Annotated in this window: 17 protein-coding genes; 12 read left to right on the top strand and 5 right to left on the bottom strand. The window is 67.8% G+C overall.

Features of this window, described 5'->3' with window-relative positions:
* Position 1 precedes the first annotated feature (1 nt).
* A complete protein-coding gene (gene ffh, locus A6W98_RS00605) occupies positions 2–1,528 on the bottom strand; it encodes a signal recognition particle protein (RefSeq protein ID WP_042456535.1) in 1,527 nt (508 codons plus the stop codon).
* Between the two features lie 330 nt (positions 1,529–1,858).
* Here ffh and A6W98_RS00600 point away from each other — a divergent pair, with 330 nt between their 5' ends.
* Both A6W98_RS00600 and A6W98_RS00595 read left to right on the top strand, forming a co-directional pair.
* On the top strand, positions 1,859–2,734 hold the full coding sequence (locus tag A6W98_RS00600) for a LysR family transcriptional regulator (protein WP_042456532.1): 876 nt from the start codon (positions 1,859–1,861) through the stop codon (positions 2,732–2,734).
* Positions 2,725–3,654 carry a DMT family transporter gene (locus A6W98_RS00595; RefSeq protein WP_042456529.1) on the top strand — a complete coding sequence of 310 codons (930 nt, stop codon included), beginning with the start codon at positions 2,725–2,727 and terminating at the stop codon, positions 3,652–3,654. The genes A6W98_RS00600 and A6W98_RS00595 overlap by 10 nt, the downstream gene beginning before the upstream one ends.
* Positions 3,655–3,665: 11 nt before the next feature.
* On the opposite strand, the gene A6W98_RS00590 is transcribed toward A6W98_RS00595, so the two are convergent.
* A complete protein-coding gene (locus A6W98_RS00590; protein WP_042464343.1) occupies positions 3,666–3,989 on the bottom strand; it encodes an ArsR/SmtB family transcription factor in 324 nt (107 codons plus the stop codon).
* A 196-nt stretch (positions 3,990–4,185) separates the two neighbouring features.
* Between A6W98_RS00590 and A6W98_RS00585 the strand changes: the two genes are divergently transcribed.
* The 6 genes from A6W98_RS00585 to A6W98_RS00560 all read left to right on the top strand — a co-directional run bounded on the left by A6W98_RS00585 (position 4,186) and on the right by A6W98_RS00560 (position 7,797).
* A complete protein-coding gene (locus tag A6W98_RS00585; protein WP_042456527.1) occupies positions 4,186–4,521 on the top strand; it encodes an AtpZ/AtpI family protein in 336 nt (111 codons plus the stop codon).
* A 2-nt stretch (positions 4,522–4,523) separates the two neighbouring features.
* Positions 4,524–5,276 carry a F0F1 ATP synthase subunit A gene (locus A6W98_RS00580; RefSeq protein ID WP_042456524.1) on the top strand — a complete coding sequence of 251 codons (753 nt, stop codon included), beginning with the start codon at positions 4,524–4,526 and terminating at the stop codon, positions 5,274–5,276.
* 57 nt (positions 5,277–5,333) lie between these two features.
* Positions 5,334–5,570, top strand: coding sequence for a F0F1 ATP synthase subunit C (locus A6W98_RS00575; protein ID WP_042456520.1), 237 nt, complete (start codon positions 5,334–5,336; stop codon positions 5,568–5,570).
* Positions 5,571–5,655: 85 nt separating this feature from the next.
* On the top strand, positions 5,656–6,195 hold the full coding sequence (locus A6W98_RS00570; protein WP_042456518.1) for a F0F1 ATP synthase subunit B': 540 nt from the start codon (positions 5,656–5,658) through the stop codon (positions 6,193–6,195).
* A 5-nt stretch (positions 6,196–6,200) separates the two neighbouring features.
* On the top strand, positions 6,201–6,761 hold the full coding sequence (locus tag A6W98_RS00565) for a F0F1 ATP synthase subunit B (protein ID WP_042456515.1): 561 nt from the start codon (positions 6,201–6,203) through the stop codon (positions 6,759–6,761).
* A gap of 538 nt (positions 6,762–7,299) precedes the next feature.
* Positions 7,300–7,797: a hypothetical protein gene (locus A6W98_RS00560; RefSeq protein ID WP_042456511.1), complete on the top strand. Its 498-nt coding sequence runs from the start codon at positions 7,300–7,302 to the stop codon at positions 7,795–7,797.
* Positions 7,798–7,826: 29 nt separating this feature from the next.
* Here the strand turns inward: A6W98_RS00560 and A6W98_RS00555 are convergent, their stop codons facing one another.
* The 3 genes from A6W98_RS00555 to A6W98_RS00545 all read right to left on the bottom strand — a co-directional run bounded on the left by A6W98_RS00555 (position 7,827) and on the right by A6W98_RS00545 (position 10,459).
* A complete protein-coding gene (locus A6W98_RS00555; protein WP_042456507.1) occupies positions 7,827–8,597 on the bottom strand; it encodes an FCD domain-containing protein in 771 nt (256 codons plus the stop codon).
* A 106-nt stretch (positions 8,598–8,703) separates the two neighbouring features.
* A complete protein-coding gene (locus A6W98_RS00550) occupies positions 8,704–9,369 on the bottom strand; it encodes a YiaD family glycine zipper/OmpA-like lipoprotein (protein ID WP_042456505.1) in 666 nt (221 codons plus the stop codon).
* A gap of 181 nt (positions 9,370–9,550) precedes the next feature.
* Positions 9,551–10,459 carry a methylated-DNA--[protein]-cysteine S-methyltransferase gene (locus A6W98_RS00545; RefSeq protein ID WP_042456502.1) on the bottom strand — a complete coding sequence of 303 codons (909 nt, stop codon included), beginning with the start codon at positions 10,457–10,459 and terminating at the stop codon, positions 9,551–9,553.
* Between the two features lie 130 nt (positions 10,460–10,589).
* Between A6W98_RS00545 and nth the strand changes: the two genes are divergently transcribed.
* From nth to A6W98_RS00525, 4 genes are all read left to right on the top strand, one after another.
* Complete coding sequence (gene nth, locus A6W98_RS00540) at positions 10,590–11,234, top strand: endonuclease III (protein ID WP_042456498.1); 645 nt, start codon at positions 10,590–10,592, stop codon at positions 11,232–11,234.
* Positions 11,231–12,226, top strand: coding sequence for an adenosine kinase (locus A6W98_RS00535; protein WP_042456495.1), 996 nt, complete (start codon positions 11,231–11,233; stop codon positions 12,224–12,226). Before nth ends, A6W98_RS00535 begins: the two co-directional genes overlap by 4 nt.
* A gap of 729 nt (positions 12,227–12,955) precedes the next feature.
* Complete coding sequence (locus tag A6W98_RS00530) at positions 12,956–14,521, top strand: DUF5928 domain-containing protein (RefSeq protein WP_042456492.1); 1,566 nt, start codon at positions 12,956–12,958, stop codon at positions 14,519–14,521.
* Positions 14,522–14,579: 58 nt separating this feature from the next.
* Complete coding sequence (locus tag A6W98_RS00525; protein WP_042456489.1) at positions 14,580–14,948, top strand: histidine triad nucleotide-binding protein; 369 nt, start codon at positions 14,580–14,582, stop codon at positions 14,946–14,948.
* The last annotated feature ends 84 nt before the right edge of the window (positions 14,949–15,032 follow it).

Genomic DNA, 15,032 nt, shown 5'->3' with positions numbered 1-15,032 from the left:
GTCACTTCTTCTTGCCGAACCCGCCAAGCCCGCCGAGCCCCGGGGGCAGGCCCATGCCGCCACCCATGCCGCCCATGCCGCCCATGCCGCCCATTCCACCGGGCAGGCCCGCGCCCATCTTGCGCGCGGCTTCTTCCATCTGGGCCTGATCCATATTGGCCATGTCGGGCATGCCGCCCTTGCCGAACATCCCGCCCATGGCCTTTTTCAGCATGGCGCGGCCGCCCTTCTGGCCGAGCTTCTTCATCATGTCCGACATCTGCCGGTGCATCTTGAGAAGCTTGTTCAGTTCCGGCACCTCGAGCCCGGCACCCGCCGCGATCCGCTTCTTGCGGCTGGCCTGCAAAAGCTGCGGATTGGCGCGTTCCCTCTTGGTCATCGAGTTGATCAGCGCGATCTGGCGGCGCAGCACGGAATCGTCGAAGCCGGCCTCGGCGGCCTGCTTCTGCATCTTGCCCATGCCGGGCATCATGCCCATGATGCCTTCCATCCCGCCCATCTTCAGCATCTGTTCAAGCTGCATCTTCAGGTCGTTCATGTTGAACTGACCCTTCTGCATGCGCTTCATCATCCGCTCGGCCTGCTCGGCCTCGATGGTCGCCTGCGCCTTTTCCACCAGCGAAACGATGTCGCCCATGCCGAGGATGCGGCCCGCGATCCGTTCGGGGTGGAATTCCTCGATCGCGTCGAGCTTCTCGCCCAGACCCACATATTTGATCGGCTTGCCGGTAACCGCGCGCATCGACAGCGCCGCGCCGCCGCGGCCGTCGCCATCCATCCGGGTCAGCACGACGCCGGTGATGCCGATCCGCTCGTCGAAATTCTCGGCGGTGTGGACGGCGTCCTGACCGGTGAGGCCATCGACCACCAGCAGCGTCTCGCGCGGCGTCGCGACATCGCGGACGGCCTCGACCTCGGCCATCAGCTCGTCGTCGATGGACAGGCGGCCGGCGGTGTCCAGCATGTAGATGTCATAGCCGCCCATCGCCGCCTGCTGCTTGGCGCGCTTGGCGATGTCGACGGGCTTCTGGCCCTTGACGATGGGCAGGGTGTCGACACCGATCTGGGTGCCGAGAACGGCAAGCTGTTCCATCGCGGCCGGGCGGTTCACGTCGAGCGAGGCCATCAGCACCCGCTTGCCGTTGATCTCTTTCAGACGCTTGGCGAGCTTGGCGGTGGTGGTGGTCTTGCCGCCGCCCTGCAGGCCGACCATCAGGATCGGCGCGGGCGGGTTGTCGATCTTGAGGTAACCCGGTTCGCCCTCGCCGGTCAGCACATCGACCAGCGCGTCATGGACGATCTTGACGACCTGCTGGCCCGGGGTGACCGACTTGGTGACCTCCTGGCCGGTGGCCTTCTCCTGCACCGACTTGACGAAATCGCGCGCCACCGGCAGCGACACGTCGGCTTCCAGAAGCGCGACGCGGACCTCGCGCAGCGCGGTTGCGACATCCTCCTCGCTCAGCGCCCCTTGCCTGGTCAGCCGGTCGAATACGCCGGAAAGGCGGTCGGAAAGACTTTCGAACATGGCCCTGGCCCTCCTTCGACCGTTCTGCCTGTCCCCGCAGTCTGGCCGGGACAGAGCGATTTGTCAGCGCCTCGCGATGCGCCAAACGCGATCTGCCCCCGTGGGCGAAACCTCGCTGACGGGGGGCGATCCCGGCGAAAGGCCGGGACCGGACGGGCTTGCACCGATCCGGAATTACGCCGCTTAAGCCATGAATGGCGCTCCGAGTCAAGACGCGGTCCAGCCGGCAGCAGATGCCGCGGATCTTCGCAAGTTGGGCCTTGCTTCGGCCCGGCCAATTGCCCAGCATCCCGGGGAATTGTGAATTTATGCACAGGTGATGCCTCCGTCATGGATGTCGACAACTGGGATGAGATCCGTACCGCCTTTCACGTGGCGCGACTGGGCACGGTGAGCGGTGCGGCCGAGGCGCTCGGGGTGCATCATGCGACCGTGATCCGCCATGTCGACGCGCTGGAGGACAGGCTGGGGGTCAAGCTGTTCCAGCGCCATGCCCGCGGCTATACCCCGACCGAGGCGGGCGAGGAGCTTTTGCGGGTGGCCCAGGTCACCGCCGATCAGTTCAGCCAGCTCGCCGGGCGGCTGCGCGGCCGCGGCGCGGCGATGACCGGCGAGCTGACAGTGACGACGGTCGACAGCCTGACGCCGCTGCTGGTGCCGGTTCTGTCGGGCTTCCAGGCCGAACATCCCGAGCTGACCCTGCGCCTGATGGCCGATTCCCGGCTCTATCGTCTGGAATATGGCGAGGCCCATGTCGCGGTGCGCGCCGGATCGCAGCCCGACGAGCCCGACAATATCGTGCAAAGGCTCTATACGCTCCGCTACGCGCTTTACGCCAATGCCGGCTATGTCGCCGCGCATGGCCGACTGGGCGAGGACCTCGCCGCGCATTGCTACGTGGGTCCGTCCGACGAGGATCACCGCGCGCCCTTCAACCGCTGGCTCAAGGCCAATGTCCCGGCCGGGCGGGTGGGCTTCCGTGCCTCGGACGCGCGGGCGCAGGTCGAGGCGGTGGCGGCGGGGGCCGGCATCGGTTTCGTGCCGGTCTGGTGGGCCGAGCGGCTGCCCGGGCTCGAACAGATGCACCCGCCGCTGGCCGAATGGGACGTGCCGCTCTGGCTCGTGACCCATGTCGACCTGCACCGCACCGCCAAGGTGCAGTCCCTGACGACCCGGCTGAAGGATGCGGCGAAGGAATGGCCCTGAGCCTGGCTGCGGTCCCGCGCGGCGAGGTGTTGCGGGGCCATCTGGCGATGCTGAGCGTCTCGGCCCTGGTGGCGGGCTCTTTCAGCTTCGGCAGCCTGATTGCCAACGATATCGACCCGGTGGCGCTGACCGCGCTGCGCTTCCTGCTGGCCGGAGTGCTGATCGGGGTGGCGGCGGCGCTGGGCCCGGGGCTGAGGCGGCACCAGTTCCGCGCGCCCTGGCGCTTTGTGCTGCTGGGCGCGATCTTCGCGCTGTATTTCGTTCTGATGTTCGAGGGGCTGAAGACCGCGGCACCGGTGCCGACGGCGGCGGTCTTCACCCTGACGCCCATGCTTTCGGCGCTGTTCGGCTGGCTGTTGCTGCGCCAGCGGGTCACGCCCCGGATCGCCGCGGCGCTGGCGCTTGGCGGGGCAGGGGCGCTTTGGGTGATCTTCCGGGGCGATCCGGGGGCGTTCCTGCGTTTCGAGCCCGGGCGGGGCGAGGCGATCTTCTTCATCGGCTGCGTCGCCCATGCGGCCTATACGCCGCTGGTGCGCAAGCTGAACCGGGGCGAGCCCGCGCTGGTCTTCACCTTCGGCATGATGCTGGCAGCGCTTGCGGTGCTGACGCTTTACGGCGCGCCTGCGCTGGTCGCGACCGACTGGGGTGCGCTGGTCGCGACCGACTGGGGTGCGCTGCCGCCGCTGGTCTGGGCGGTGCTGGCCTATCTGGCACTCTGCGCCAGCGCGATGACCTTCGTGCTGCTGCAATATGCGGCGCTCCGGCTGCCCGCGGCCCGGGTGATGGCCTATACCTACCTGACGCCGTCCTGGGTGATCCTGTGGGAAATCGCGCTTGGGCACGGCGCGCCGCGGGCGCTGGTGCTGGGCGGGGTCGCGCTGAGCGTGCTGGCGCTGGCGATCCTGTTGAAGGACGGGTAGGGCGGCCGGCCTCAGCCGTTCAGCTCGGCGGCGAGGAAGCGTTCGAAGGCGTCGAGATTGACCGCCTCGAACTGGCCGAAGCCCTGCATCCAGATCGAGGCATCCTTCAGCGCGTCGGGTTCGAGCTTGCACCATTTCACCCGGCCGCGCTTTTCCTGGCTGATCAGTCCCGCCCGGGTCAGGATCGCCAGATGCTTCGAGATCGCCGCCAGCGACATCTCGAACGGCTCGGCCACGTCGGTCACCGCCATGTCATCTTCCAGCAGCATCGCGAGGATCGCCCGCCGGGTCGGGTCGGCGAGGGCGGAAAAGACGATGTCGAGCCGGTCTTGCATCGCCGCAGGATGCGCCTGTCCCGGCGCGATCGTCAACCGTCCGGTTGAATATGGCAATGCTGTGCCGGGGCCGGGTTCTGCGCGGTAGTATTCGGCAAAAGCACGGTTTTTCAATGACTTGATCTCGGCGCAATCCGCTTGACTCAGTCCCCCCTGCTGACTAGCTTCGCCGCGACTGTCCGAGGGGGACGTTCGCATGATGGACCCGGCCGAAAAGGAACGGCTCGCCCGGCTGGAAGCCCGGCTTGCCGAACTGAGAAAGGCCGAGGCCGCGCCCGAGCGCTCTCACATGGACTCGCATTACTCCCAGGCACAGCTGGCCTGGCGCATGGTGATCGAACTGGTCTCCGGTTTGGGGATCGGTTTCGGCATCGGGTACGGGCTCGATTCCTGGCTGGGAACCAAGCCGATTTTCCTGGTGCTGTTCATATTGTTGGGCCTCGCGGCGGGCATCCGGGTGATGCTGCGCACCGCGCAGGAGGTCCAGGGCCAACAGGCGGCGGCCGCCGCTGAGGACGAGAAGAGGGATTGAACGTGGCGAGCGAAGACGCGACCGGCGGAGTGAATATCGATACCATGCACCAGTTCATGGTGACGCCTCTCTTCGGCGATGGCGCCGTGCACTGGTACACCCCCACCAATGTGACGCTCTGGATGGGCATCGCGGTGCTCTGCACCGTGCTTCTGCTGGTGATGGGCACCCGGGGCCGCGCCATCGTGCCCTCGCGCATCCAGTCGGTGGCCGAGCTTGCCTATGGCTTCGTCTACAAGATGGTCGAGGACGTGTCGGGCCGCGAGGGGCTGAAATACTTCCCCTACATCATGTCGCTCTTCATCTTCATCGTCTTCGCCAACTTCCTCGGCCTGATCCCGGGCGCCTTCACCACCACCTCGCATCTGGCGGTTACCGCGACCATGGCGCTGGCGGTGTTCTTCGGCGTCACGATCCTCGGCTTCGTCAAGCATGGCGCGAGCTTCCTCAGCCTGTTCTGGATCACCGCCGCGCCGCTGGCGCTGCGCCCGATCCTGGCCATGATCGAGGTCATTTCCTACTTCGTCCGTCCGGTCAGCCACTCGATCCGGCTTATGGGCAACATGATGGCCGGCCACGCCGTGATGAAGGTGTTCGCGGGCTTTGCCGGCGTGCTCGGCGTCGGCGCCGTGTTCCCGGTCGTGGCGATCGGCGCGATCTACGCGCTCGAATTTCTGGTGGCCTTCATCCAGGCCTATGTCTTCGCGATCCTGACCTGCGTCTACCTGCGCGATGCCCTGCATCCGCATCACTGACGCCCGGTCCCGGATCACATCCTGAATCTGCCAATTCCAACGTAAGGAGAAATCGACATGGAAGGCGATATCGTTCAAATGGGTGCCTATATCGGTGCTGGTCTGGCCTGTACCGGCATGGGCGGCGCCTCCGTCGGCATCGGCCACGTCGTCGGCAACTACATCTCCGGCGCCCTGCGCAACCCCTCGGCGGCTGCCTCGCAAACCGCCACCATGTTCATCGGTATCGCGTTCGCCGAAGCGCTGGGGATCTTCTCGTTCCTCGTCGCGCTTCTGCTGATGTTCGCCGTCTGATCTCCGACTGAACCGATCCTTACGGCCGGGTGGGGCCTGACCACAGGCACCCACCCGGTGTGATCCGGGGTTCCAGGGGGACGACATGGCAACAGAACTAGAGGCCGCAGAAGCTGCCGGGCACGCCGCCGACGCCGTCGGCATGCCGCAGCTCGACTTCTCGACCTATCCGAACCAGATCTTCTGGCTCGTCGTCACGCTGTTCGCGATCTATTTCGTGCTGTCGCGCATTGCGCTGCCGCGGATCGGGGCTGTTCTGGCCGAGCGCCAGGGCACGATCTCGAACGACATCGCCGTCGCCGAAGAACTGAAGCTGCAGGCCCAGGAGGCCGAACGCGCCTATGAGAAGGCGCTGGCGGATGCGCGCGCCGAGGCGCAGCGGATCGTCGCCGAGGCCAAGGCCGAGATCAAGGCCGACCTCGACGCAGCCACTGCCAAGGCGGATGCGGAAATCGCGGCACGCTCGGCCGAGGCCGAGGCACAGATCGCCGAGATCCGGGCGGGCGCGCTGGAAAGTGTGACCGAGGTGGCCAGGACGACCGCCGTCGACGTGGTGGCCGCGATGGGCTTCCGGGCCGATGCGGGCACGATCGAAGCCGCCGTCGACAGCAAGCTGAAAGGGTGAGACCGATGAAGAAACTCGCAGTCGCCCTGACCTTCGTGGCGTCTCCGGCGCTGGCGGCGGAAGGCCCGTTCTTCTCGCTGCACAACGCCGAATTCGTCGTCACGATCAGCTTCATCGCCTTCCTCGCGCTGCTCGTCTACCTGCGGGTGCCGGGCAAGCTGATGGCGATGCTCGACAAGCGTGCGGCCGGCATCAAGGCCGATCTCGACGAGGCGCGGGCGCTGCGCGAAGAGGCGCAGACCGTTCTTGCCTCCTACGAGCGCAAGCAGAAGGAAGTCCAGGTTCAGGCAGAGCGGATCGTCGAAACCGCCAAGGCCGAGGCCGAGACGGCCGCTGCCAAGGCCAAGGACGATCTCAAGGTCGCGATTGCGCGCCGTCTGGCCGCCGCCGACGATCAGATCGAATCGGCCAAGGCAGGCGCGGTCAAGGAAGTGCGCGACCGGGCGATTGCCGTTGCTGTCGAGGCCGCGCGCGACGTGATCGTTCGGCAGATGACCGAGCAGACCAGCGACAAGCTCGTCCAGGACGCCATCGGCGAGGTCCGCGGCAAGCTGCACCTGCACTGATCCGGAAGGCTGCCGGCGGCATGCCGGAGCGCCTTTCCGAAGTCAGAACCCCGGCCCCGCGGCCGGGGTTTTGCCGTTTAGGCCACGGGCCGCCGCGCCTCGCCGCCCCCCCCCCGGCAGGATCTGCGCGCGATCCGGTATTTCCGCCCCGTATTTCGCGCGAATTCCGGGTTCCGGGCATCGCCTTGCCACAATTGCGGGCTCTAATGCTGCGGCGTGGGGACGGTCCCTGACGCCGTTTCGAAGGGAGCCCCGTGATGATCGCCGCCCTTGTCCTTGCCCCGATGACCTTCGCGTCGCTGGCCGGAATACTCGTCCTGATCTGCCTCTCCTCTGCTGGAAAACTGGCGCTCCGCTCACGTCCTGTCCCGGTTCGGGTGCCGGTCCGGTCGCCTGTCCGAGGGCGCAGAGAGGGGTAACAAGGCGGCGCCATTTCCGCGCGGTCCCGCCCCGGTTTTCGGAGAGAATGATGCCCGGCCCGTCCCAGAGCTCTTCTGATCGCGGTCCAGCCCGATGGACTGTCTCTGCCCGGCGACCTATGCCCGGGGAGGCCAAGCCCGCGTCTTCGTCTTCGCCCGAGACCCGGGCGCTGTTTCGTCCGCGCACCTTCTCGGCGCTGCTGCTGGGGAGTGGGCTTGTCGCCTTGCTGGCGCTGACCGGTGTCGGCCCGGCCCGTCGTCTTCTGGAAAATCACAGCGAGGGCATCCGCGCCGCGCAGCACGCCGCCGCCATCGAGGCAGTGATGGCCGAGGATCCGCGCAGGCAGCGCCGTCAGGATCTGACCGAGCGGGCGCGCCGCCATGCGGGCGACGCGGTCGAGGCGGGGTTCTTCGTGCGCACGCCGACCGATGAAAAGCTGGCCTGCATCACCTTCCGGGGCGGCGACATGCATGCGCCCGAACCCTATCTGGTGCGGATCGATCTCGACACTTTGGGCCGGATGCTGGCGGTGCGGGACGAGCTCGATTTCACAACCTACTGGGCGCTTTACAAACGCTGCCGGACCCATGCCAACCTGACCAACAGCGTGAATTGAGGGCGCTCAATCCCTGTTCAGCCCCCGGTTCACCCCTTGTTCAGCGCCTGTTCCAGCCGTTGGCGGGCGACCGCCTCGTTGCGCTCGACATTCTGATCGGCCCGGAGCGCCTCGACCACATAATCGAGATGCCGCTCGACCGCGGCACGTGTGGCGGCGCCGTCGCGGGCCTGCAGGGCGGTATTGATGGCGCGGTGCTGGTCCAGCAGCATGCGCCTCGTTGTACGCTGGCGGAACATGATCTGCCGGTTGTAGAACACCCCCTCGCGCAGAAGATCGAACATCGCCCGCATCATGTGGGTCATCACCACATTGTGGCTGGCCTCGATGATCGAGAGATGGAATTCGGCGTCAAGCCGCGCCTCCTCGGCCGGGCTGCGCCTGGCATGGGCGGCCTCCATCCGGGTGAAAAGCGTGTCGACGACGGCAAGGTCGGTATCCGATCCGGTACGGGCGGCGCGGTCTGCGGCCAGCCCCTCGAGGTCGCGGCGGAAGGCGATATAGTCGAACAGCGCCTCGTCATGGGTGGCGAAAAGCCGGACCAGCGCATCCGAGAAGGCCGCGCCCAGCATCTCGGCCACGAAGACACCCGCGCCCGCGCGCCTGACCAGCAGACCGCGCGCCTCAAGCGACTCGATCGCCTCGCGGAGCGATGGCCGCGACACGCCCAGCCTCTCGGAGAGGTCGCGTTCGGCCGGCAGCCGGTCGCCGGGGCGCAGCACGCCGCGCAGGATCAGAAGCTCGATCTGGCGGACGACGGCGGCAGAGAGCTTCTCGGGCTGGACTTTCTGGAAGGGCATGGCGCGGCGGGGGCCTCCGTTGAACCGGTCGCAAGATATGGCCCCGGATGCCGGGCGGCAATGGGCGCGCGCAGGCGGATGCCGCGCGCGCCCGGAAGGTTCCGGGTTAGGACACCGGACGGATGACGATCTCGACCCGGCGGTTCTGCGCCCGGCCCTCGGGCGAGAGGTTCGAGGCGATGGGCTGTTCCTCGCCGCGGCCATAGGCGCGGACGCGGCTCGAATTGACGCCGGCGCCGGTCAGCACCGAGGCCACCGCGCTGGCGCGGCGGGTGGAAAGCTGCTGGTTGTAGCTGGCCGAGCCGGTATTGTCGGTATGGCCGATGACATCGACGGTGGTGTCCGGATAGTCGTTCAGGCTGTAGGCCAGGGTTTGCAGATCGGCCCGAAGCCCGGACTGGATCGCGGCGCTGTCGGTGGCGAACAGGATGTCCTGGGGCATGGTCACGACCAGCGCATTGCCGGTATTGACCACGCCGATCCGGTTGCTGTCGAAATTCTGCCGCAGCTCGGCGGCCTGCTTGTCGAGATTGTTGCCGATGGCGGCCCCTGCGGCGGCGCCGACAGCGGCCCCGATCAGCGCGCTCTTGGCATCGTTGCCGCCCCGGTTCGAGGCGATCAGCCCGGTCACCGCGCCGAGGCCCGCACCGATGGCGGCGCCTTCCTTGGTGCGTTGCCGCGCGTCGCCGGTCTGGACCGACGGATCGGTACAGGCGCCGAGCGCCAGAACGGCCGCGATGGTCAGGAGAAGGGGTTTGCTCGGTCGGATCATGACTGCCTCTTTGCTTGCGCCACGTTCGGGGGCGGTTGCCCGTTCAGCCCCGTTCCGGGGGCTTTGCGACGAATATAGTCGCATGGCGGCCGTCTTCGAGGGGGGATCATCAGGTCGGGGCGGCTTGCTGGCGGTAAAAGGCCGATTGCGCCGCGCCGCAGATGCGCCGCCTGCGGACCGCTCAACCGGCCCGGGTATCTGCCCCGCTAGCGGCATCGGCCCGGGCTGCTTCCCAGCCAAGAAGGGCACGCTTGACCGGCAGGCCCCAGTGATAGCCGCCCAGCGCGCCGGTCTTGCGCAGCGCCCGGTGGCAGGGGATCAGATAGCCGATCGGGTTGCGTCCGACGGCGGTGCCGACCGCGCGCACCGCCCGCGGATGGCCGATGGCGCGGGCGATTTCGGAATAGGTCGTGACCTGGCCCGGCGGCACGCTCAGCAGCGCCTCCCAGACCTTGATCTGGAACGGGGCCCCGATCAGGTGCAGCCGCGCCTCGCCACCTCGCCGCCCGAAGGCGGCTTTACCGTCCTGCCGCCCGAAGGCGGCTTCGGCCCAGGGCGCAAGGGCTGCCGGATCCTCGACGAAGCTGGCATGCGGCCAGCGCGATGTCAGGTCGGCCATGACCGCGTCCGATCCGGTCTCGGCGGCAAATCCGATGCCGCAGATCCCGCGTGCCGTGGCCATCACCAGCGCCGGGCCGAACGGGCTGTCGACCCAGCCCCAGTGGATCTCCAGCCCGGCGCCGCCCTTGGCGTAATCGCCCGGGCTCATCGCCTCCCAGCGCAGGAACATGTCGTGCAGCCGCCCCGCGCCCGACAGCCCCAGCGCACCCGCGGTCTCAAGCGTGGTGAAGCGCTCGCGCATCAAGGTCCGGGCATGGCCCAGCGTCAGGTATTGCTGATAGCGCTTGGGCGAGACCCCGGCCCAGCGCGAGAAGACGCGCTGGAAATGCGCCGGGCTCATGTTCATCTCGGCCGCCAGGGTTTCAAGCGGCAGGCTCTCGCCGCCGGCCGCGTCGATCCTGTCGATGGCGCGCCGGATCACCGCGAAATGATAGGCTTGGTTCTCGTCGCGGTCGGTATCCTTCGGCATGGCGCGTCCCTTTGCTGGCGTCGGAACGAGGATAGGGCAGCGCGCAGGCCCGTGCGACCCGGAACCTGCGCCAAAAGGCGGCCCCGCTGCGGCCTTGCCTCTGCCCCGCCGCGCGGGCATAGGAAGGCCGATGGCCCAGGCATTGCCCTATCATACGATCCACGAGATCTTTTCCCGCTTTCAGGCGACCGAGCCCGAGCCGAAGGGCGAGCTCGAACATGTCAACGCCTATACCCTGCTGGTCGCGGTGGCGCTGTCGGCGCAGGCGACCGATGCCGGGGTGAACCGGGCGACGCGGGCGCTCTTCGCCCGGGTCGACACGCCCGAGAAGATGCTGGCTTTGGGCGAGGAGGGGCTGATCGAGCATATCCGCACGATCGGGCTTTTTCGCAACAAGGCGAAGAATGTGATCAAGCTGAGCCGGATCCTCGTCGAGGAATATGGCGGCGAGGTGCCCTCCTCGCGCGCGGCGCTGCAGGCGCTGCCCGGGGTCGGGCGCAAGACCGCGAATGTGGTTCTGAACATGTGGTGGGGGCTGCCCGCCCAGGCCGTCGACACCCATATCTTCCGGGTCGGCAACCGCACCCTGATCGCGCCCGGCAAGACCGTCGAGGCGGTCGAGCGCGCCATCGAGGACAATGTGCCGGCCGAATTCCAGCGCCATGCGCATCACTGGCTGATCCTGCACGGCCGTTACCTGTGCAAGGCGCGCAAGCCGATCTGCGGGACCTGCCCGATCCGGGATCTCTGCCCATACGAGGACAAGACAGTATGACCAAGACCTATCACGTCGTCGGCATCGGCAATGCGCTGGTCGACGTTCTGGCCCATGCCGGTGAGGATTTCCTGGCCGAGCATGGCGTCGAGAAGGGCATCATGCAGCTGATCGACACCGAGCGCGCCGTCGAGCTTTACGGCCGGATCGGTCCGGCGCAGGAGATCTCGGGCGGCTCGGCCGCGAACACGATCGCGGGCATCGCCCATCTGGGCGGACGCACCGCCTATGTCGGCAAGGTCAAGGACGATCAGCTGGGCACGATCTTCGCCCATGACCTGCGCGCCCAGGGCGCCGATTTCGCCACGCCGATGGCCCCGGGAGCGGATGAGGGCGAGACCGGGCGCTGCATCATTCTGGTCACGCCAGATGGCGAGCGTTCGATGAACACCTATCTGGGGCTGTCCGAGCGGCTTTCCGCGGCCGATATCGACGCGGCGCAGATCGCCGATGCCGAATGGATCTATCTCGAGGGCTACCGCTTCGACGGGGACGAAAGCCATGCCGCCTTCGCCAAGGCCATCGCCGCCGCGAAGGCCGCGGGCGGCAAGGTGGCGCTGACCCTGTCGGATCCGTTCTGCGTGGACCGGCACCGCGATGCCTTCCGCCGGATGATCCGCGAGGATGTGGACCTTCTGTTCGCGAACCGGGCCGAGATGCTGTCGATGTACCAGACCGAGGTCTTCGACGAGGCGCTGGCCCAGGCCGCGGCCGAGATCGAGCTGGTGGCCTGCACCGACAGCGCCGATGGCGCGCATGTCCTTTCGGGCGAGGGCCGCTGGCATGCGCCGGCGGTGGCCACCCGGGTGGTCGATGCGACCGGCGCGGGCGATCTCTTCGCCGGGGCGTTTCTCTGGGGGCTGACCCAGGGCCACGATCTGGAAAGCTGCGGCCGGATGGGCTGCGTGGCGGCAAGCGAGATCATCAGCCATATCGGTGCCCGCGCCGAGGCCGATCTGAGCGCGCTTTTCCGCAGCCACGGGCTGATCTGAGGGGGCCGGGCGGGGGGGGCGCTCCCGCCCCCGGCCCGCACGGGGCTGCGCCCCGCTTGTCCGGCCTTGGGCCGGGCCGCGCGCAGGCGCGCGGTGCCTCCGGCGGGGGTATTTCGGCCAAGAAGAACAGATGTGGAGCTTGCTGCGGGCGGCGTCGGGCAGCAGATCTTGCTGTGGACGTTTCTGTCCGGGTGAGGCCGGTCCGGTATCGTTGCGGAATGAGCGCGGATTGCTTGGCGGAGCGTCGGCGGGGGCATTCGGAGCGATCAAGCCGGGAATTTCCTCTCAACCCATGCCGGAGATGCGGGGATGACGGATCCCTGTCGGGCTGTGACCGCAGGTCCTGTCTTGGGGCGAGGCGCGCGGACCGGGGAAGCAGGCGGTTCGGTGGCTGGGTTGTGTGCTTCTGCCGGGACCGTGGCTACCATGTCGGGCGGTATTGGGGCGCAGCCGGGGGCAAGCCCTGCGGCGTGCAGGGTTCCCGGCGGCGGCCTTGGGGGCGCCGATCTGGTTGCGGCCGAAGAGGTCACGATTCGGGCGCGCGGCCGAGCGTGACAGTGCCGGAGGGCCTCCGCCGATGCCGAAAAACGCCCGCGCGCCTTTGTCGGTGCGCTGTTGCCGGGCAGGGGGCTCTGCCTGCGGTGACTTATCTCTCGCGAGAGAGTAATAATCGAGAAACGTGCAAAAGGCGAAACTGCGGTCGCGCGGCCGTATATTCGGGGGACCGGGATGGCGACCATCGCCTATCTGTTGCTCTGTCGCGAGGGCCCCTCTGCTACCGTGGCCCTGGCCGAGCGGCTGAGCGCGGCGGGCGATCTGGTGGCCCTGCATGTGGACCGGCGGGCGCGGCCCGCCGATATCCGGGCGGCCGTCGCGGGCAATCCGTCTGTCGTCCTTGCGCGGCCGGTCCGCTGCGACCGGGGAGAGTGGTCGCGGGTGCAGGCCGTCCTGAATACCGCGCGCGCGGCCCTGGCCGCCTTTCCGCAGGCCACGCATCTTTACCTGTTGACGGACGAGTGCCTGCCGATCAAGTCCGCCGCGCGGCTGCGCGCCGCGCTCGATGCCGAGGACTGCGATCATATCGAAGGCCTCGATTTCCAAGCCATGGGCGGGGGCGGACAGATGGCGTTGCGGCCGATCCTTCGGCAGGACGTCGCTGCGCCTCGGCGCCGGGCGGGCATCCGGGCCGCGGTGGCGACAGGCAAACCGCCGGGGCGTGCGCCGCCCGGCGATCTGCGGGGGATGACCGGAAGCCGGTGGTGGTGCCTGCGCCGCGGCACTGTCGAGGCGGTTCTGGCCTTCCTTGCCGGGCGGCCGGATGTGCGGCGCTTTTTCCGGGCCGGCGGATGGGCCGAAGCGCCCTTGTCGGCGACCTTGTTTCAGACCCTTGTCCGCCATCTGGTGCCGGGTGACGAGATCCGGTCGCGGGCGCCCACCTTCGAGCTTGTCACCGAGAATGGACGACCGGTGACCTTCTACAACGATCACTTCGACCTGCTGACGGTGCAGGAGGGCTTCTTCGCCCACAGGATCTCGGCCGGGGCGGGACAGCTTCGGGCGCGATTGGAGGCGCTTCATGCGGCGCCCGGCCCGGGGCCCGCGGTCTCGGGTGGCGGTGCCGCGATATACCGCTTCCTGACCGGGCGCGGCCGGGTCGGGCAGCGCTTCGGCGACCGTGCCTGGGAGCGCGGGGCGTCTCTCGGGCCGGATCATGACCTGATGCTGGCCATCTGCAAGAAGCGGGGTGTCGCGCGGCGTCTGGCCGGGCGGGTGCGCCGTACGATCGGCATGCCCGCGGTCGAATTCCCGTTCGATGACGATGCGGCCGACCTGCCAGATCTGGGCGGAATAGAGCGTGGCCTGGCCAAGCGCAGCCGCCATCATGGCGCCTTTCTGCGGCTGGTCTTCGACAGTTACGGCACCGACCGGCTGCTGCTTTGCCTCGACCCCTCCGATCTGGATGTCATGACCGATCTTCATGGCGATGGCGCGCGCGTGAGGATGCTTGAAATCGCCTGTCCCTTCAGCCAGGCAGATCTTCTGGGCCATGCCCGCGGGCTGGGGCTCTTGTCGCAGAGCAGCCCGCCGGGGCTGGCGGCGCTGGTGCTGCCGGTGCTTGGACAGCAGATCAGGGAGGAAAGCGCGCGGCTGCGGGCTGCCGGATTTCCTGCCCTTTACCGGCTGGAACCGGGGCTGGCGCTGAGCGAGGCGGCGCTGGTGCTGGCGAAATTTCTCGAGATCCCCTATGACACGGCCCGCGGGATCGCCGATACGGCGACTCTCTTCGACGATTGAGGCCGGGAACGGCCCCGGGAACCGGGTGCCGGGGCCCGGCTCTTGAGTGAGGACCGACATGACTTACGCCTATGACGACCAGAATGTCTTTGCCCGGATCCTGCGCGGCGAAATTCCCAACGCCACGGTGCTGGAAACCGAGCACAGCCTTGCCTTCAACGACATCGCGCCGCAGGCGCCGGTCCATGTGCTGGTGATCCCGAAGGGGCCCTATGTCTGCTACGACCATTTCGCGGCCGAGGCCTCGGATGCCGAGATCGTCGATTTCACCCGCACCATCGCCAAGGTCTGCGAGATGAAGGAGCTGGCGGCCGACGGCTTCCGGATGATCTCGAATGCCGGAGCGCATGGCGTGCAGGAAGTGCCGCATCTGCATGTGCACATCCTCGGCGGGCGCGTGCTGGGGCGGATGCTGGAGAAGGCCTGAGGCGAAAGCCCGGCCCGGCTCAGACGATCCGCGGCGCCAGCTCCGACGGGGCGTCGAGTTCGACATTCCAGATGGCGCGGGCCT

The organism is Rhodovulum sulfidophilum DSM 1374, assembly GCF_001633165.1.
Lineage (GTDB): Bacteria > Pseudomonadota > Alphaproteobacteria > Rhodobacterales > Rhodobacteraceae > Rhodovulum > Rhodovulum sulfidophilum.
This window is presented reverse-complemented; position numbering and strand designations above follow the sequence as displayed.